Source organism: Embleya sp. NBC_00888 (genome assembly GCF_045207655.1).
Lineage (GTDB): Bacteria > Actinomycetota > Actinomycetes > Streptomycetales > Streptomycetaceae > Embleya.
The window spans coordinates 173,766-191,163 of the sequence record NZ_CP108784.1; the positions used below are offsets into that span (position 1 = coordinate 173,766).

The window sequence follows — 17,398 nt, forward strand, 5'->3', positions numbered from 1 at the left end:
TTCGTGCGGGACTTACCCTTCCTCTCTTCCCCACCGGAGGCAAACGCCTTGGCGCCTTGCACGTGCTCGAAAGTACGCTGACGGCCCATGGAACAGATCCCCGAGGGCGTTGACCGTGACATCCCGGAGCACCGGATCATCCCCGCGCTCAAGGCGATCCGAGAAGCGTCGGGCTGCACGCTTCACGAGGCACTCGACATCTTCGTTCGGCGGTACGAGGAACTTCGCCGTGACCGTCCGGACGACTTCCACCTCGTCCGGGAGAACTACGGTCAAGGTTTCCACTCCTGATCCCACGGCACCGCAGCGCAGGCCGACGCCCGGAAGGCGCGGCGACGTTCGCCGCGCCATCGCCCGCCGGCGTCCGGGATCCGGCACCGGTCGAAGTGCGATGTCGGTGTGCAGCGCGGGGCCTGTGGGTGTGCGGTCGGGTCGTCGGCGGGGGTGTTTGGGGGTGTGGCCGGGCAGGGCGGCGAACAGCATCCGCTCCACGCAGTGGTTGAGGTTCTCGATGCCGCCCTTCAGGTGTGGGCTGTAGGGCGGGAGCACGGTGATGTCCGCGTCCAGGGCCGTGAGCGCGATGGACACGGTGCGGGAGAGGAAGTTTCTGCCGCGGTCGAAGCGCACGTGTTCGGGCAGACCGCCGAAGGGCCCGTAGGGGGCGGTGCGCACGATCGCGGAGCGCAACGCGGCCAGGACCGAGGCCCGCGTCGGGTAGCCGGGGGTGACGGCTGCGCCGGTGATGGCCTTGGTCGCGCAGTCGATGAACCACGTGACGTACGGGTGAACGAGGTCGCCGCCGGCGGTCACACGCAGGGAAGCCTGGACGTGGTCGGCCTCCCAGGTGTGGTTGCGCCAGGTCCGGGGGCGCTTGGCGAACACGTCCAGCGCGCGGGCGGCTTCGGGGCCCTTGCGGTGGCCGACCCGCTCCCCCGCGGTCAGGTCCCGGCGGAGCGCGCGCAGGAACGTCGACAACGACGGCAGCGGATCCAGCAACGGCACGGCGGCCCGCGGCGCACCACCCGGGAACGGCGCGCCGCCCGGAAGTGGGTTGTCCGTTGGCGGTGTTGGTGTCGGTGCGGCGGCGTCGCCGGCGGTGACTACGGCGGCCGTGGCGGTGGTGGTGGCTCGGGCGACGAGTTCGCGGTGGACCGCGGAGGCGTTGCCGTGCCAGTACGCGAGCAGCACCCGGATGGGTGGGGTGATCTCGAAGCGGTCGCTGCGGCGGGCGCCTGGGTGTGTGGCGGTGTCGGGTGTGGTGGTGGCATCGGCCAGCCGGCGCCACACCGTGCGGTCGGAGACGTTCAGACACTGCGCCGTGGTGTGGACGTGGCCGGTGGTGAGCCTTGGCGCCCGCCCGCATCGGAGATGTCGGAAGTCGTGGAATCGCCTCTGTAGCATGTCTATAGTGGTGCTATGACGTCGACGACGATCCAGGTGCCGAGAGAGACCCGCGACCATCTCGCCGAACTCGCCAAGGAGCGTGGGCTGAGCATCGGCCAACTGGTCGAGGCGTTGGCCGCCGAGCAGCCCACCGCCGCGCAGCGGGCCGAGCGCCTGGCCGCGGACCGGGAGACGGTGCGTTCGGTGATCGGCGTCCCGATCACCGACGAGGAGTTCGACGACGCGCCCGACATCCTCGCCAACATCCACCGCATCGCCGCCGACAAGGCCCGGCAGACCCACGCGTGATCGTCCTGGACACCGGCGCCGTCAAGGCACTCGCCGCCGGCCACAAGACCCTGGGCCTCCTCGCGGGCAACATGGCCCGCACCCCCGGCGACCACCTGGTCGTCCCCGCGCTGTGCCTGGTGCAGGCCGAGGCCGACGCGCAGGGCGTCGCCCATCGAGTCCTGGCGCTGTCGAGCGTGAACGTCGACCCCCTCGAGACCGTGGCGTCCGTCGCGGTCGGCACGATGATCCGCGACGGCCTCGGCGGCCCGGACACCTGCCACGCGCTGTACTGCGCCCTTCCCCGGGCCGAGTTCACCGGCATGTCGATCCTGCTCACCACCCGCGAGGACGCCTACCCGCCCGGAATCGTCACCGTCGACATCGACTCCCCCGGCATGCTCGGGTTCTGACGGCGGGAGAACCACGACGGGAAACCGTCCCGGCACCTCGATCGAGGCGCCACGGCACCACCACACACACCGCACCCCTCGAGCACGAGGCGCGCCCCGGGACCGGTCACCCACCGGTGACCGGCCGCGCACCCGGGCACGAAGCCCGGCGACCGAGTCCCGCGTTCCCGATCCCCCCGCGCGTTCGCACCACGACGTGCCGGCTCCCGACGAACCGGATGTGGAGCAGTCGCCCCACGGCTTCGGCCTCGACATGCAGGCGGCGGGCACGCCGGGCGCGGGCGCGGTGGGGCGACTTGTTCGGAGGCGGCCTGCTCGGCCCGGGTGGTGGGGATGTCCGCCAGGGGCACGGGTGTGGTGGGTTCGGGGGCAGCGATGCGTCGGAGCGTCGCCGATCACGAACATGCCGCGGGGTTCGAGGGCGTCCAGGAGTGCGCGGTCGGCCGCGCGGGGCGGTTCGTCGAGTAAGCGGCCGGCGGGCCGAACGCGGTGAGCAGCGCAGCCCGCAACCGGGGCGGAGCCGGCTTCACCACGAGCGCGCGGTGTACCGGGACGCGGCGCGGGACAGACGCAGCGCCTGGTGAAGCGCGATCGTCTTGCCGTGGCCGGGGTCGCCGTACACGCACACGATCCGGCGGGCGGCGACCGTGCGGACGAGGGCTTCGGCCACCGCGCCGAGTTGGCGCGTCGACACCGGGTGCGCGCCGGGTGTGTACAGGCGCGCGCCGTGGGCGAACGGTGACGGCCGGGTCGCGGTGGGGTCGGTCCCGGCCGCGGCCGGGGTGTGCTCGCCGGTGGGCGGCAGGGTGATCCGGCCTGCCTCGCAGGCCGTGCCCGGGAGGGCGAGTTCGGCCAGGGCGCGGTCGTAGCGGTCGGGGTCGCGTCGGGCGTGCGTGGGTCGGGAGATCTCCAGGACACGGCCCGCGTGTTGCTCTTGCTGTACGGCGCGGTAGAGCGTCGTCAGGGACGGCAGGGTGTTCGTGGTCGGCGACGGGTGGGCCTGGTCCGGGTGTTCCCGCATCCAGTGGTGCAGGGCTTCACGTTCGGGCCCAGGTCCGACAGGCGCGCCCACAACGCGTCCGTGAGGGTGAAGGAGTGCCGCCGCGTGGCCGGTTCCGCCCGTCCGGACTCGCGGGCGATCGCCGGCCACCTCCACACGGTGCGCGGCGCCACCCCGGCCGCGGTCGCGGCGATCCGCACGTGCACCGTCTCCACCGTCCCGGCCTCGTCCAGCGCGAGAAGACGGCCCACCACCAACCGGCGTGTCAAGGCCCGGTCTTGTGACACGGACGCGGGTGACGACGCTTGCGCGGCGGCAGCGGACGGTGGCGGGGTGCGGGACGTGCCCGGGACCGAAGACACCGGCGGTGGAGACGACTTCGCGCTCATACCCGCAAGCACACCCCGCCCTCGAGCCGGCCGACACAGGAATGTGCATCCCCACGACAGCCACACCACGCATGTGCCAGCGCCCTTGGGCAGGCCACGACAACAGATCGGTCACCCCGTGACAGCCAAGAATCCCGCGATCAGCCGGACAAAGCCCAGCTCAACGAGGGGAAACCGAAACCGGAAGCGCTGTCACCAACCCGCCGACACCACACCACACATTCACACAAGCGCCTATACGATCGTCCGCGTACCGAAGGCGCCGCCACTTCCCTGTCCTCAGCTCCTGCGTTCCTGCCCGAACATGCCTTGCGAGAGACAGAATTGCGGGCATGTCGAGTCAAGGTGATCTGGAGCAGTCCATCCGCGCGCTCTCCGACGACGAGGCCATCCGTGCGCTGACGGTGCTGGCGGAGGAGCGCGGGCTGCTCCCCGCCGCGCACCGGCTTTCTCCGGACGGCGGCGGGCTGAGAGCCGTGGTGGATGCCGTGGAGCTGGAGCGGTACCTGGGTTCGGGACAACCCGAGTCGTCCGACGGGGAGTTGGCGCGCCGTGTACTGGAGTACGCGGTGGCCCTGCGCGAGGACTTGGCGGATACGGTCGGCGAGGCCGTCGCGTACGCGCGGTCGCCCATGGACCGGTTCGACCCCGTCACGCTCTCGATCGCCGCGCTCGCCATCACGCTGCTGCAGACCGAGGTCGTCGTGAAGCGGGATCCGCGCGGGAGATGGAGCCTGACCATCCACAAGCGGGCTTTGCGGGACTCCACTCTCGGGCGGGTCCTGACGGCCCTGCTCTCGCAGATCACCAACGGCAAGTAGCCGGCGGATCGGGACGGGGAACGGGATGACGGTCTCGGCGAGGGTGCCGTACGCGTGGCGCTGCGAGAAATGTGTTCAGGAGCGCAGCGCTCCGGTATGGCGGGTCATCGACGCGCGTGAACGGACCGACGTCCTGACGGCCCCCGCCCCGGGCGTTTCCTGGGTGGACTGCCCCGTCTGCGGTACGAGGACCCACATCGAGGCGCCGCTGCTGGTCCTGCGCCCGGGTGGGCCGGCGCCCCTGCTGCTCGCGGTCCCGGTCGCGGAACTCCAGCACGATCCAGTGCGGTCCGCGGCACCCCTGCTGGAGGAGGCCGAGCAGGCCGGGGCCTTCCTCGACGGCGCCTTCGCCGTGCCGACGATCCCGCTGCCGCGCAGGTTGCTCCCGTTCGTCCTGGCCCGCGACCTCGAACGGGACCTGGAAGACCCCGAGGCGGCATGCCGGCAGTTACAGCCGGAGGGAGCGCCGACGGTCGCGAACTACAGGATCTTCCTCCAGTACCTCGCGGAGGAACAGGATGACACCCGGGTGAGGGAGCTCCTGGCCGCGACGCTGGGCAGTTTGCCGGACGACCTCGCGGAGCTCGTCCGCTCGCACCCGGAACTGGCGAACGACACCAGGGTGCGCGACGCGGGGCGCGAGGAGCTCCGCGCGGCCGAGGAGGGCACGCCGCTCGAAGCGGTGATGCGCATCCGTCAGCAACTCCTGGACGAACTATGCGACGGCCGAACGCCTGCGGCGGCAGCGATCCGCCGCTACTTCGAAGCCTGGGTCCACTTCGACGGCGGTCTGCGGTCACGGCTGCACGCGGTGTACCTCGCGGCCCGGAGCACCGACGGACCGGAGGCCATCCCGCTCGCCCGTGAGGCGCTGGCGCTCGCCGACCGCATGGGCGAGCAGGAGATGGAGACCGAGCTCGCCGAACTGCTCGGCGAACGCCTGGTGCGTGCCGTACAGGATGGGCTCGATGCCGATCCGTCCGAGGCCGTCCAAGTCCTCGAACGGGCACTGCGCCGGCTGCCCGAGGGCAGTCTGCAGTGGGCAGGGGTGGCGAACAACCTCGCCAGTGCGCACCACCTGCGTCATGACGGCGACCGGCTGGAGACGTGGGAGGCGGCGCGCGACCTGCTGGCGCGCGCGACCACACTGGACCGCCGTGAGCATCCCGAGTTCTGGGCAACGGTCCAGACCAACTACGGGCTGCTCCTCTCGGAACGGCCGGGCTGCGGCCCCGAGGACCTCACACTGGGCATCGAGCACATCAAAGCCGGACTGGAGGAACGCTCCCCCCGGCGGGACCGGCGCGACTGGGCCTACTCGATGGTCAACCTCGGCCTGCTGCTGTACCGCCGAGCCGGAGCGGAGGACCTGCGGCAGGCGGAGCGCTGCTATCGAAAGGCTCTGCGGTACCTCGGCGCCGCTGACGACGCGGCGCTGTGGTCCCGGATCCAGTGCAATCTGGCCGACCTGCTGCTGTCCCGGGATCCCGTCGACGCGCACGGCGCCAGAGAAGCGGCGACCGCGGCGCTCGGCCTGGCCGCCGCGCGCCCCGGCCTCCTCAACACCGGCCGCATCACCTGGCTGCTGGCCCGGGCCGGTGATCACCTCGACGGACCGGACGGCGCCGGAAGCGAGCGACTGCGCCACCAGGCCCTGGCAGCCACGCCACCTGCGGTGTCGCCGTCCCTGCACCTCGGCATCGCCCGGGAACTGCTCCACGTCCACGCCTCGGCGGAACGCTGGAGCGAAGCGGCCGATGTCGCGTCGGACATGATGACCGCCGTGAACGCGCTCTACGACGCCCAGGTCACCGGAACCGGACGCCGGAGCGTACTCGCCCAGGTGAACACGATCGCCCGCTGGGCCGCCTTCCTGCTGGCCCGGGCGGGACGCCCGGAGCGTGCGATCGAGGCCATCGAAAGTGGAATGGCCTGCGAGCTCTCGGTGGCGGCCGGGCGGGCAGCGGCGGACATGGAGGCCCTTGAACAGATCGATCCGGCCACGGCCCGCCGCTACCGGCTGGCGCGGGCCCGATACCGCTCCACGGTCGATGCAGCGACCCAGGCGGCGACCGGCGGCCCCACTTCCACGGCGCGTGAAGAGGCCGAGGCCGAACGCGGTATACGCACGGCGATTGAGGAGATCCGCGCGATCCCGAGCTTCGAACGCTTCCTGCGCACCAGCGAACTGGAGGACATCGTCCGGGCGGCAGGGGGTAGCCCACTTGCCTACCTGGTGAACGCCCCCTGGGGCAGCAGCGTCCTCGCGCTACCCCGTACACCGGGCGCGCAGCCCGCGGTACGGGCCGTTTACGTTCCCGAGGTGAGCAGCGAGTCCGTCATGCGCCTCCTGATCGGGGATCCGGCCGACAGCACCCCGGGGCTGCTCCTGGCACAGGAGGGCGGAGCGCTCCGGCGCAGGCGTCAGCTCCCGCAAGCCTTGGACCGGCTCGCCGCCCTCGCACCGCTCCTTCGGCCGGTCGCGCGGCTCCTCGCGGACGACCCGGGGCACGAGGCCGTCGTCGTTCCGACCGGTCTGCTGGGCATGGTGCCCCTGCACGCCGTACCGCTCGGGGGCGACGGCGCAGTCGACGACGTCGGGACCCTGGTCTTCGCCCCGTCCGTCGCGGTGTACGCGGCGTGCCGCTCCGCAGCTGCACGGCCGCCGCAGAGGGTTCCCCGCCTAGTGGCCGTGACCGACCCCGATGGTTCGCTCCCCGGCAGCCACGCCGAACTCGCCGAAATCCGCGCACTGTTCGAAGAGGTCCGTTGCGCGGTGGGGCCCGAAGCCACCGTTGGCTGGGTGCTCAACCATCTCGCCGAGGCCTCGTTCCTGCACCTCAGCTGCCACGGCAGCGGTGGATTCGACAGTGTGGGCGGCTCACTGGCCCTGGCCGACGGCCGCTTGGACATGGACGCCCTGATCCGCCATCGGCTCCCCGCCTGCAGACTGGCGGTGGCCGGCGCATGCCAGTCGGGCCACTACGCGATGGTCGAGGCTCCGAACGAGTTCCGCGGGCTTGCGGCTGGTTTCCTCCAGGCCGGGGCGGCCTGCGCGGTGGCCGGGCTATGGCAGGTGAACGACATGGTGACGGCGTTGCTGATGACACGCTTCTACGAGTTGATCTTCCCCGCAAACGGTTCCGGCGGCGTTCCCCCGGTGCCGGCACTGCGCCGGGCACGCGGGTGGTTGCGCCGTCTCACCTGGGAGGAACTCGCGCGGTACACCGCCTCCCGTCCGCATCTGGCAGCCCTGACCGAGCGGTACACCGCTCGGCCGACGACCGACGAGTACCCTTTCGCCTCGCCGGTCCACTGGGCCGCGTTCACCGCTTGGGGAGTCTGAGCGCTCCGCGCCGGGCCCCTGTCAGTTCCTCCGCGTCGGCCCGTTCGAGTCGAGCGTGAACTGGGCAACGGGGCCGTAGGGTGATTGCGGGGTGTTGACCTGCATCAACGTGTATCGCCCGCCTACGAGGCCCGTGAGGATCACAGTGGTCGGGTAGTGGACCTCTCCGCCACTCGCGCAGCTGGGCCGGCAGATGATCGCCCACTCCTGCCCGCTGGCCCGGGCGGTTGACTGCCCCCAGCCTGACCAGGTCAGGCCCTTGAGCGTGTCCTTGCCGTCTCCGCAGGCGAGCAGAAGTGATTCGGGCTGGGCCAGGGACTCCCCGGAGCAGCTCACGATCGCGGCGGGCCGCGTGCTCTGCCGTGTGGCGGCCGTCGGCGGCGGCGCGGAGGGTTCTGTGACGCGGGAGGGCTCGGCGGACGGGGTCGGTTCGGCGGTTGTCCGCCGGGGTGCCTCGGTGGTGGGGTCGACGGTCGGAGGGGCGGTCGGGCGGGCGGGCACCGAGACGGTCGGCTCTTCGACCGACTGCGGGGGCGCCGTGACGGTGGCCCTGGGGTCGGCGATGGTGTCGGTTCCGCTGCCGTGGCCGGACGCGAGGGCGATGACGGTGGCGGCGATCACGATGCCGATGGCGATGCCCGTGCCGACGGCGCGCCCGCGCCGGACCGGTGCGGGCGGGGACTCCGGGTTCGTCGGACGGCCCGCGTGCGGCGGGGGCTTGTCGACGACCCCCGCGGCGGACTCCGGGATGGCCGTACGTTTGCGCAACTCGTCCCGGAGCCGCTCGATTTCCGCCTGCTGCTCGGCGATCAGTTCGTGGATCTCCAGCGGCCAGGGGCGCACCGCGGGCGTGAGCCGTCCGATGGCTTCCAGCAGTTGGGCCGCGCTCGGCCGGGCAGCGGGGTCCTTGGCCAGGCAGCCGGCCGCGATCGGGCGGATCTTGTCCGGGAGCCCGCTGAGGTCGGGCTCGGTGTGTACGACGTTGTACAGGGTCTGCGGCAGGGATGGTCCGACGAACGGGCACGCGCCGGTGCACGCCATGACCAGCACCGTCCCGAGGGAGAAGATGTCGCTGGCCGGTTCCAGCGACTCGCCCCGGGCCTGCTCCGGGGACATAAACCCAGGTGAGCCGACCAGCCAGCCCGCGGTCGTCAGCTCGCTGCCGTCTTCGCTGTCGGCCGCCCGGGCGATGCCGAAATCGATCACTCGGGGCCCGTCGTCGGCGAGAAGTACGTTGGACGGTTTCAAATCCCGGTGCACCAGGCCGGCCCGGTGGATCTCGGTCAGGGCCGAGGCCAGTCCCATGGTCATCCGCAGAACGGATTCCTCGGGCAGTGCGCCGACAGCCGCCACGGCCTGCTGTAGCGAAGGTCCGGGGACAAACACAGACGTCAGCCACGGTTCAGGCGCGTCCGCATCCGCGTCGATGATCGCGGACGTGTACGCTCCCGAGACCTTGCGGGAGGCTTCCACCTCTCGGCGGAACCGTGCCCGGAATCCGTCGTCCTCGACGAACTGCGCCCGTACCTGCTTCAGCGCGACCAACTGCCCGTCCGGGGCACTGCTCAGCAGGACACGGCCCATGCCGCCCCGGCCGAGCTCCGCGATCGTCCGATACCTTCCGACCGTCACCGGGTCGGTGTCCACCAATCGTTTCACTCTGTCCCCGCCTCAGAAGAAACGTCAGGACCGAGTCTCGGCGCCCTACACGGCCCTCCACAAATCACGCTACCGAGGGCAACGACCTCGCCACCGGCGAACACCGATTCCCGCCACCGGACACCGGGTCGAGGTGTGTGTTCCGGGCTCTGCTGGTTCGTCGGTGTGTTCCTGGTCCACACTGGGGCCGAGGGATGGAGGGTGTGCGATGCGGACGCTCATAGACGGCACGTGGGTCACGCTCCCCGGCACGATCGGGGAGATCCGGAAGGGGTTGTCGGAGGACGAACGGGCGGTGTTCGACGCGGAGATCGAGACGGCCGCGTTCGAGAACCTGCCCCGTGTCGCGGCCCGGTGGGCCCTGCCAGCGCGGGCGCGGGCGGGAGACGAGGAACTGTTCCGGCGCCTGGAGGCCGGGGACTACACCGGCGTCGTGTACGCCGACGGTACACCCGTCGAGCCGTGAGCCGGTACACCGTGGCGTACGGCCCCGAGGCCGCCACTCGCGACGCCATGCCCGCCGACCTGCGCCGCCGCTTCGAGATCGGCATGGCCAAACTCGCGGGCGATCCCTACGCGAACGGTTCCACCCCCATCGGTGGCGAACGCGACCGCCGCGACGCTACCGTCGCCGCCTGTCTGGTCGTCTACTACGTCGCGGCCGAGTGCCTACGCATCACCACCGTGCGCATCCGCCCCCCTTACTGAGCCACGGTGGTCGGGTGGCCGTAGTCCGTTGCTCGACTACGGCCACCCGACCACCGTGTGTTCGACTTCAGCCGCGGATGTCGAACTCGCAATAGTCCACGTCGGTGAGCTCGACTGCCTCCAGGTCGTCGGCGCGGGTGCCGCCCTCCTGGAAGTACGCCTCTTGTAGACCTGCGGCGACGATGCGCTCCAGGTCGCGTTCGGAAGCCCCGGAGTGGTGCGCGTCGAACAACTCCTGGGCGTGGGTGGGCGACAGCGGCTGTGTGATGCGGCGCATCGGCGGGTCGTCGGTCGAGCCGGCCGCCGAGGAGAACCCGAACCGGGCCCTGGTCTCGACGATGACGCCGCCGGTGGCGGCCGCGCGTTGTTCGGCGCGGCGGCGGACCTGGGGTTGCCACAGTCGGCGGACCTCGGCGTCGATCTTGGCATTGACGGTGCGGGGCGGGGTTTTGCGGTCGCCTTTGAGGTAGCGCTCGACGGAGCGTTGGCTGACGCCGAGGCGTTCGGCGACCTTGCGGGTGCTGCCGCGGTTCTTGCTGAGCAGGAACCTGATGCGGGCCTTCGTGGACTGGGGTGGTTTGCGGGTGAGGACGTGTTGGGCGGCATGGTCCAGGCCGTCGCCGATCTTGCCCACGGGGGTTCCTATTCGCCTTCGGCGACGGCGTCGACGCCGTCCTTGATGTGGCGGGCCGGGTTCTGTTCCTGGAGGAGCAGGCCCAGGGCCCATTCGAGGGGGCGGGTGCCTTCGTGCTTGACCATGCCGGGGCTGACTCCGAGGCGGAACGCGCCGGGGATCGGTGTGTCGTCGGCGGTGCGCGGCAGGGCGTCCAGTGGGGAGGGTCCGGCGCTGGGGTAGACGACGCAGTCGGAGAGGACGGCGAGCGGGTAGAGGTCGGCGGCGGTGGCGAGTTTGCGCATCTTGCGGTGCATGCCCACCCGGGCGTTGGCGATGACCGCGGCGCGGATGTCGGGGCGCCAGGTGGGGCGTTCGAGTGCGGGCCGGCGGTCGCCGGTCTTGTAGCGGGCGCCTTGGGGGCGTTCGCGGAGTTTGCCGATGCCGCCCTTGACGGTGGCCTTGATGGCGGACAGGACGATCGCGCGGGCGGGGTCGATCTGCTTGTGGCGGCTCATCGCGTCCAGGAACGCGGTGTCGTCCAGGTCGGGGGTGACGCCGAGGTCGGCCATGGTGGCGAGGTAGGCGTCGCGGAGCCGGGTGTACCAGGGGTCGAGGTAGGGCCGTGGTCGGGGCGGATCCATGCCTCGAACGGGTCGATGGTGGCGCCGAGTTCGAGGGCGTAGGCGACTGTGGGGGTGGCGTACCAGCCGGGGCCGGTGGGCGTGGTGCCGTTCGGGGTGAACGGGTTCGGCAGTCGCGGGTCGACCTCGACGGTGGACAGGTCGACGTACCAGCAGCCGGGCAGCTTCTTGTCGAACGTCGGGGCCTGCACGTGGACCGGTGGGCCGAGGCCGACCGGCAGTCGGGACGCGGCGGCGAGGAAGGCGGCGTTGACGTCGATGCCGACGGCGTGTTCGAGGTTGCTCTCGTCGTCGCCGACCAGGTGGATCGGGCGGTGCCAGTCGTAGGCCTCCTCGACCAGGACGTTGGCGCCGTCGCGGGTCTGTGCGACGGGGTGCTCGTCGGTCTTGTCGGCTGGGACGGCTGGGCGGTGCCCGCCCTTCTTGTCCTTGGCTTCGGCGGCCCGGAGCCCGTCGTAGGTCAGCTCTTGTCGGAAGTCGCGTTGGACTTCCTCGGCCGCTACGCCTTCACCCGCACGCCGGCGGCCGGGCTGCGCCCGCTGCGTGACCCGAGCACCGACGAGAAAGCGGCCGACGACGAGAACAGCTGACCGCTTCCAGCGGTCAGGTCGTTCTGGTTGCTACTCGGCCTGCAGGACGAAGAACAGGAAGCACAGGAAGCGCGGCTCGGCCGCGATGGCCTCGGGGAACATCTCGCGGGCGGCGGGATCAGGATCCGGCTCGCTGATGACCGCTATCCGGAAACCGGCCCCGATGAAAGCCTCGATCATCGCGTGCAGCGGCCTGCTCCATCTGCTCACCAGGGCGGTCTGGCCGCCCACGGTCCACTCTACGGTCCATTTGGTGGTGTCGAAGTAGTTGCACTCGGCCTCGCGACCGGCCTCGCGGTGTATGAGGTTGATGGCAAAGGGATGGTCGACAGACGCGATCAGCCGACCGCCGGGCCTGAGTACGCGTCGCAGCTCGGCCAGCGCCGGCCCCCAGTCCTCCAGGTAGTGCAGCACCAGGGACGCCGCTACATCGTCGAACGTGTCATCAGCGTAAGGAAGCGGGCTGCCCAGGTCCGCCACCTGCAGGTCCGCACCGTCGCCGAGCCGCTGCCGAGCCAGCTCCAGCATCCCGGCACTCGTGTCGAAGCCACTCACAATGGCGCCACGGTCGCGCAGCGCGGCAAACAGGGCCCCCGAGCCGCAGCCGGCGTCGAGGATCCGCCGGCCGGCCACGTCTCCAGCGAGGGCCAGCATCGCGGGCCGCTCGTAGTAGGCATTGACCAGGTTGGTTTCGTTTGCGGCCGTGTACGCCTCGGCGAAGCTGTTGTAGTCGTTGGTCTTCGACGGATCCACACTCACTGCGGACGGCGAGACCAGCCTGGTGGAAATCGCGTGCTCTTGGCGCTCGCTTGAGATCATGGCGCGGGAGACGTGCGCTGCAGCAGTTCGGTTCCTGGCTGCGGCCAACTGCTGCGCTGCGTCGTCGCACGGGTCGATCTCGTCTACCCCGGAGTCCTCTCCCTGTCGGGCCACGCCGGTGCGGCGGGCCCTCCCGGAATACAGCAAGCGCCCCCGGCGCTGGTGCCGGAGAGCCGAAGCGCGAGCGCAAGGCTCCCCGGGCCGGGTTTGTTTCATAGGCGACCGCTCAATGCCGCGAAGTTAGGGCTTGCAGAGAATTAACTCGCTGTCTTGATCTCGGGCGGGAGCGGGACGTCTGTTGTGCTCGCGTAGTCGTAGAGGCTGTCGAGAGTGGCGAGTTGGCTGTCGCAGGGTCGGATGGTGTGTCCGGCTGTGTTGAGGAGTTGGCGGATGTCGCGGATGCGCCGGTTGACGGTTTCGGGTGTGACCGTGAAGAGGCGGGCGATGGCGACCTGCGGGAGTCCGAGCCGATAGTGGAGAAGAGCGGCCGGGAGCCGGTCGGCGAGGGTGAGGACGGGGCGTCGGCCGGTACCGGAGGCGACCAGGCGAGGACGGTGGCCGCGCCGTTTGTCCAGGTGTGTTTCACGCTGGGCCTCGTGGAGTGCGGTCAGCGTGGTGACGAGGGTGTCCCACTCCTGGGGCGGTAGTCCGGTCAGGGCGGGGTGGCAGAGCCAGGCGAGGTCGGGACTGGGCCGGTCGAACGGGTCTGGTGCATCGTTGATCCGGGTGTATGCCTCGGGCTGGAGTGTGTAGTTCCAGTCACCGTGCCAATCGTGGCGTGTTACGGGGAGGGCGTCCATCTGCCGGTCGCCGATCCGGACCCCGGTCTCGTAGGTGTTGGTATCGAGTGCGGCATGGACTTTCAGCCCGGTGCGGGTGGTGGTCGCGGCGATGGACTGGACGATGACTTCGTGGCTGGTCAGTGGCCTGCCGCGCCAGTTCATGGTGATGTGGGAGAACAGCCGGTGCTCGATCCGATTCCATTTCGAAGTGCCCGGAGGAAAGTGACAGACAGTGATGTGCAGGCCTGTTTCCAGGGCCAGGGCGGCGAGTTCGGCTTTCCAGGCGCGGGTGCGGTAGCCGTTGGAGCCGCCGGCGTCGGCGGTGATGAGCAGCCGCCTGGCCTGCGGGTAGTCCCCGGTGCCGCGGGCGTTCCACCAGCGGCGGATGGATTCGACGGCGAAGGCGGCGGTGTCGTGGTCGGTGCCGACGCTGACCCAGCCGGTGTTCGCGGCCAGGTCGTAGATGCCGTAGGGCACGGCCTTCCCGAGTTCCCTGTCCGGGAAGTCGTGGGTGCTGACCTGCACGGGGTCGCCTGCGGGCCGCCATTCCCGGCCGCCGTTCTTCAAGGGTCCTACGACTTCCTTCTTTTTCGTGTCGACGCTGATCACCGGGTCACCGGCCGTCTGGTGAGCCTTGGCCTGCTGGTTGATATAGCGGAACTGGCCGTCCCGGTCCGGGTGTTGCCGTCCTTCGACGACCTTGGCGTTGCCCTGGAGACTGAAGCCTTCCTCGCGCAGCACGTCGGCGACGGTGTCGGCGGATATCCGGTGGCCTTGGCGGGTGAGCTCGGCGGCCAGGTGGCGGGTGGACTTCGTCGTCCACCGCAGCGGCGACATCGGGTCCCCGCGCATGTCCGGCTCGACCAGGGCCAGCAGTGCCGGACGCAGTCCCGGGTCCAGGTCCACCACCCGCTTGCGGCCGCCGCCGACCCGACGCACCCGCCCCAACGGGGCCTCACCCGACTCCAGTTCGCTGACGCCCAGCGACACCGTTCCCTCACGCACCCCCGCCGCCCGGGCGACCAGCCTGATCCCGCCATGACCAAACGCTCCGGCCTCGGCCGCCAGCAGCAGACGGCGCTGGCGTTCATCCAGATGCGGGAACAACACCGTGAACTTCGCTGCCAACGCCGCCGCTATGTCTTCCGTCGCTTCCATACCACACCAACGACCATCAAAACGGGAAGCTACGGGATAATCCTCTGCAAGCCCTAACGCAACGGCGTTGCACGACAAGGGACACGACCCGTCATGGTGCGCGTGGTCGGCGACTTGCCCTCACGGCGGCGGCTGCCGCAGCTGTGCTGGTGCCCCTGTTCGGAACCGATGCGACGGCGTCAGCCCAGGCTGCGGCCGACGCCGTCAGCAACAGCCCGGTCGTCGCAGTAGCAGCCGCCTCTGGCGGGTACTGGCAGGCAGCCGCCGATGGTGGGGTGTTTGCGTTCGGTGACGCGGCCTCGTACGGGTCGATGGGGGGCAAGCCGCTGAACAAGCCGGTAGTCGGGATGGCCGGCACGCCCTCGGGCAAGGGCTACTGGCTCACCGCCGAGGACGGCGGCCTGTTCTCCTTCGGCGACGCCACCTTCCACGGTCACGCCATCTACAAGCGCTGCTGGTCGATGCTCATGCGGATGCTGTTCCTTTGTTCAATGGGCTGTACGGGCCCAATGGGCAGGGCGGGAAAGCGCTGTTTCCGGGGTCGCCCGCTGGGGGCGCAAGGTCAGCCGCGCGGCAGGGCGGCCAAGGCCCGGCGGTCGGTCTTGCCGTTCGGGTTCAGCGGGAAGGCGTCGAGGACGGTGAACTCCTGCGGGACCATGTTCCGGGGCAGGGTTTTCAGCAGGTCGCGGTACAGGGCCCGGGTGTCGAGCGCACCAGCGGCGGGCAGCACAAAACCCACCAGGCCCGGTTCGCCCGAGGCGTCCGGAAGGGCCAGGACCACCGCGTCGTCGACGAGCGGGTGGGAGCGGACGCCGTGTTCGACGTCCCCGAGGTCCATCCGCATACCGCGGATCTTGACCTGGGCGTCGGTCCTGCCGACCACGACCAGTTCCCCGTCGGAGGTGACGTAGCCGCGGTCGCCCGTCCGGTAGATCCGTACCGGGCCGTCAGGGGTGAGCAGTTCGGTGAACCGCCGGGTGTCGGCGGGCGAGGCGTTGAGGTAGCCGGCGCTCACGCTGAGGCCCAGGACGCAGATCTCGCCGGTCTCGCCGTCCGCCACCTCGTTCAGCCCGTCGTCGAGCAGGCGGATCTCGGTGTTGTACACGGGGTGCCCCACCGGCGTCGCGGCGGCCCGGTAGCGGGCGTAGTCCGCGAGCACGTGGGAGGTCGCCACGTCCGTGCACTCGGCCACCCCGTACTGGTGCAGCAAGACACAGGAGTTGCCCTCCTGGGAAGCCCACTCCTCGACGCGGGCGACCTTGAGCGGCTCCCCGCCGATGAAGACGTGGCCGACGCGGGTGAGCGCGTCGGTCCGCAGCGCCCGCTCGTGCTCGATCAGCAGATACAGGGTGCTCGGTGCGCAGTGCAACTGCCGAACGCCGTGGGTCTCGATCAGGCGATAGGCCATGCTCGCGTCGAAGTAGCGGCTGGGCAGCAGATGGAGGGCGGCGCCGCAGAACAGCGGCGCCATCAGGCCGCGCTGGCTGATGTCGAACCCGAAGGAGCTGACCGTGAGCCCGCTCGCGGCGGCGTCCAGCCCGTACTCGACGCGCAGCCATTCGAGCAGGTTGTACCAGCCCTCGTGGCGTACGGCGGTGGCCTTGGGCGTGCCCGTCGAGCCGGAGGTGAACACGACGTAGCACAGGTCGTCATTGGAGAGGTCGACTGCGGGATCAGTGGCGGGCTGGGCGGCGAGCTCCCCGGCCAGCCGATCGAGGAGGAGGAGCTCGCCCGGCGCCCCGCCCATCAGGGCGCTGGTTTCTGCCGAGGCCACATTGAGCTTGATCTCCTCTAGCTGCGAGACCATGAGCCGAAGCCGCTCGGCGGGGTAGGTCGGGTCCAACGGCACATACGCGGCACCGGATTTGAGGATTCCGAGAATCGCGACCAGGAGGTCGGGCGTACGGTCCAGGCATACGCCGATGACGGAGCCGCGGCCCGCGCCGAGGGCGATGAGGTGGTGGGCGAAACGGTTGGCTCGCGCGTTGAGTTCGGCGAAGTCGACCTCTTCGGCGCCACAGGTCAGGGCGGTCCGGTCGGGGTGCCGCCGGGCGTGGGCCTCGAAGACCCGGTGGACGAGCAGGCTTTCCGGCAACGCCAGGCGCTTGCCTATGAGGGGCATGAGGTACGTTCCTCTCCAGTGTCGGGGGCTTCCGGGACGCGGGGACCCGTGAGCGATCAGGCGACGGCGGTGGCGGAGTTGCCGACCAGGACGCTCTCGTCGTACTCGAGCAGGTAGCAGTAGAAGGGGTGGCCAGCTCGGAAGCCGCGGGCGACGAGCCGACTGACGTTCAGCCGGTACGTGAGCGGCCCATCCGGTGTGCCCGAGCCTTCGACCGGCAGGAAGCCGAGCTCCGCCAGCCGGTCCGTTGCCCGCCGGTCGGCGAGTTCCACGACGACATCGCTCACGTCGTGCGACACCGCCCACTGCAGCGAGCCCTTGAACAGTCCGCCGAGGGCGCCGAACGGCAGCTCCGCCAGGGGCGCCTCCGCGAACTCGGGGCGCACCACGGGCCGACGGCACTGCACCAGCCGGCGGCTGGCCGCAGGACGCTCTGGAGCTCGGGCCACTCGGTCAGGGGCAGCCCCAGCGGCGAGTAGGCGACGAGTTCCGCGCAAGCGACCAGTTCGCCCTCGACCATGACCAGCATGTGCGCGGCGAAGGCGTCCTGGGCCGGCGCTGCGCTGCTCAGGCCGAACCGGTCCCGGGGCCTTCGCCCACGCAAGCTCTCGATGCTCAGCATGTCGAGGTCGCTGTGCGCCGTGTACACGAAGCAGTCACGAC

General features: G+C 70.5%; 14 protein-coding genes and 1 pseudogene. 6 read left to right on the forward strand and 9 right to left on the reverse strand.

Annotated features, from left to right (window positions below; all coding sequences use genetic code 11):
- Window positions 1-12: 12 nt before the first annotated feature.
- Window positions 13-1,401 carry a transposase family protein gene (locus OG948_RS00720; RefSeq protein ID WP_406292896.1) on the reverse strand — a complete coding sequence of 463 codons (1,389 nt, stop codon included), beginning with the start codon at window positions 1,399-1,401 and terminating at the stop codon, window positions 13-15.
- A gap of 15 nt (window positions 1,402-1,416) precedes the next feature.
- Here OG948_RS00720 and OG948_RS00725 point away from each other — a divergent pair, with 15 nt between their 5' ends.
- Both OG948_RS00725 and OG948_RS00730 read left to right on the forward strand, forming a co-directional pair.
- The gene (locus tag OG948_RS00725; protein WP_406292898.1) at window positions 1,417-1,692 is read left to right on the forward strand and encodes a hypothetical protein; all 276 of its coding nucleotides are present in this window, start codon (window positions 1,417-1,419) and stop codon (window positions 1,690-1,692) included.
- On the forward strand, window positions 1,689-2,084 hold the full coding sequence (locus OG948_RS00730; protein WP_406292899.1) for a hypothetical protein: 396 nt from the start codon (window positions 1,689-1,691) through the stop codon (window positions 2,082-2,084). The genes OG948_RS00725 and OG948_RS00730 overlap by 4 nt, the downstream gene beginning before the upstream one ends.
- Before the next feature lie 526 nt (window positions 2,085-2,610).
- On the opposite strand, the gene OG948_RS00735 is transcribed toward OG948_RS00730, so the two are convergent.
- Entirely contained in the window at window positions 2,611-3,105 is a 495-nt protein-coding gene (locus OG948_RS00735; RefSeq protein ID WP_406292900.1) for a hypothetical protein, read from the reverse strand.
- 700 nt (window positions 3,106-3,805) lie between these two features.
- Between OG948_RS00735 and OG948_RS00740 the strand changes: the two genes are divergently transcribed.
- Both OG948_RS00740 and OG948_RS00745 read left to right on the forward strand, forming a co-directional pair.
- Window positions 3,806-4,294, forward strand: a complete 489-nt coding sequence (locus OG948_RS00740) for a hypothetical protein (protein ID WP_406292902.1) — start codon at window positions 3,806-3,808, stop codon at window positions 4,292-4,294.
- Window positions 4,295-4,319: 25 nt separating this feature from the next.
- Window positions 4,320-7,640 carry a CHAT domain-containing protein gene (locus OG948_RS00745; RefSeq protein ID WP_406292903.1) on the forward strand — a complete coding sequence of 1,107 codons (3,321 nt, stop codon included), beginning with the start codon at window positions 4,320-4,322 and terminating at the stop codon, window positions 7,638-7,640.
- A 21-nt stretch (window positions 7,641-7,661) separates the two neighbouring features.
- Here OG948_RS00745 and OG948_RS00750 read toward each other — a convergent pair whose 3' ends face one another.
- Complete coding sequence (locus tag OG948_RS00750; RefSeq protein ID WP_406292905.1) at window positions 7,662-9,299, reverse strand: protein kinase domain-containing protein; 1,638 nt, start codon at window positions 9,297-9,299, stop codon at window positions 7,662-7,664.
- A 208-nt stretch (window positions 9,300-9,507) separates the two neighbouring features.
- On the opposite strand from OG948_RS00750, the gene OG948_RS00755 reads away from it, so the two are divergent.
- Window positions 9,508-9,765: a hypothetical protein gene (locus OG948_RS00755; RefSeq protein ID WP_406292907.1), complete on the forward strand. Its 258-nt coding sequence runs from the start codon at window positions 9,508-9,510 to the stop codon at window positions 9,763-9,765.
- Complete coding sequence (locus OG948_RS00760) at window positions 9,762-10,007, forward strand: hypothetical protein (protein ID WP_406292908.1); 246 nt, start codon at window positions 9,762-9,764, stop codon at window positions 10,005-10,007. The genes OG948_RS00755 and OG948_RS00760 overlap by 4 nt, the downstream gene beginning before the upstream one ends.
- A 67-nt stretch (window positions 10,008-10,074) precedes the next feature.
- Here OG948_RS00760 and tpg read toward each other — a convergent pair whose 3' ends face one another.
- The 6 genes and pseudogenes from tpg to OG948_RS00790 form a co-directional block, all read right to left on the reverse strand.
- On the reverse strand, window positions 10,075-10,641 hold the full coding sequence (gene tpg / locus OG948_RS00765) for a telomere-protecting terminal protein Tpg (RefSeq protein WP_406292910.1): 567 nt from the start codon (window positions 10,639-10,641) through the stop codon (window positions 10,075-10,077).
- An 8-nt stretch (window positions 10,642-10,649) separates the two neighbouring features.
- Window positions 10,650-11,662, reverse strand: a pseudogene (locus OG948_RS00770) (transcriptional regulator); the annotation flags it as partial.
- Window positions 11,663-11,884: 222 nt separating this feature from the next.
- Window positions 11,885-12,673, reverse strand: a complete 789-nt coding sequence (locus OG948_RS00775) for a class I SAM-dependent methyltransferase (RefSeq protein WP_406292911.1) — start codon at window positions 12,671-12,673, stop codon at window positions 11,885-11,887.
- A 257-nt stretch (window positions 12,674-12,930) separates the two neighbouring features.
- Window positions 12,931-14,613, reverse strand: coding sequence for an ISAzo13 family transposase (locus tag OG948_RS00780; RefSeq protein ID WP_406292912.1), 1,683 nt, complete (start codon window positions 14,611-14,613; stop codon window positions 12,931-12,933).
- Between the two features lie 562 nt (window positions 14,614-15,175).
- On the reverse strand, window positions 15,176-16,735 hold the full coding sequence (locus tag OG948_RS00785; protein ID WP_406292914.1) for an amino acid adenylation domain-containing protein: 1,560 nt from the start codon (window positions 16,733-16,735) through the stop codon (window positions 15,176-15,178).
- 56 nt (window positions 16,736-16,791) lie between these two features.
- A complete protein-coding gene (locus OG948_RS00790) occupies window positions 16,792-17,124 on the reverse strand; it encodes a hypothetical protein (protein ID WP_406292915.1) in 333 nt (110 codons plus the stop codon).
- Between the last annotated feature and the right edge of the window lie 274 nt (window positions 17,125-17,398).

Coding starts and splice junctions, on each gene's coding strand:
- OG948_RS00755 (WP_406292907.1), top strand. CDS start 9,508: ATGCGGACGCTCATAGACGGCACGTGGGTCACGCTCCCCGGCACGATC.
- OG948_RS00735 (WP_406292900.1), bottom strand. CDS start 3,105: ATGCGGGAACACCCGGACCAGGCCCACCCGTCGCCGACCACGAACACC.
- OG948_RS00785 (WP_406292914.1), bottom strand. CDS start 16,735: ATGCCCCTCATAGGCAAGCGCCTGGCGTTGCCGGAAAGCCTGCTCGTC.
- OG948_RS00775 (WP_406292911.1), bottom strand. CDS start 12,673: ATGATCTCAAGCGAGCGCCAAGAGCACGCGATTTCCACCAGGCTGGTC.
- OG948_RS00740 (WP_406292902.1), top strand. CDS start 3,806: ATGTCGAGTCAAGGTGATCTGGAGCAGTCCATCCGCGCGCTCTCCGAC.
- OG948_RS00745 (WP_406292903.1), top strand. CDS start 4,320: ATGACGGTCTCGGCGAGGGTGCCGTACGCGTGGCGCTGCGAGAAATGT.
- OG948_RS00780 (WP_406292912.1), bottom strand. CDS start 14,613: ATGGAAGCGACGGAAGACATAGCGGCGGCGTTGGCAGCGAAGTTCACG.
- OG948_RS00720 (WP_406292896.1), bottom strand. CDS start 1,401: ATGCTACAGAGGCGATTCCACGACTTCCGACATCTCCGATGCGGGCGG.
- OG948_RS00725 (WP_406292898.1), top strand. CDS start 1,417: ATGACGTCGACGACGATCCAGGTGCCGAGAGAGACCCGCGACCATCTC.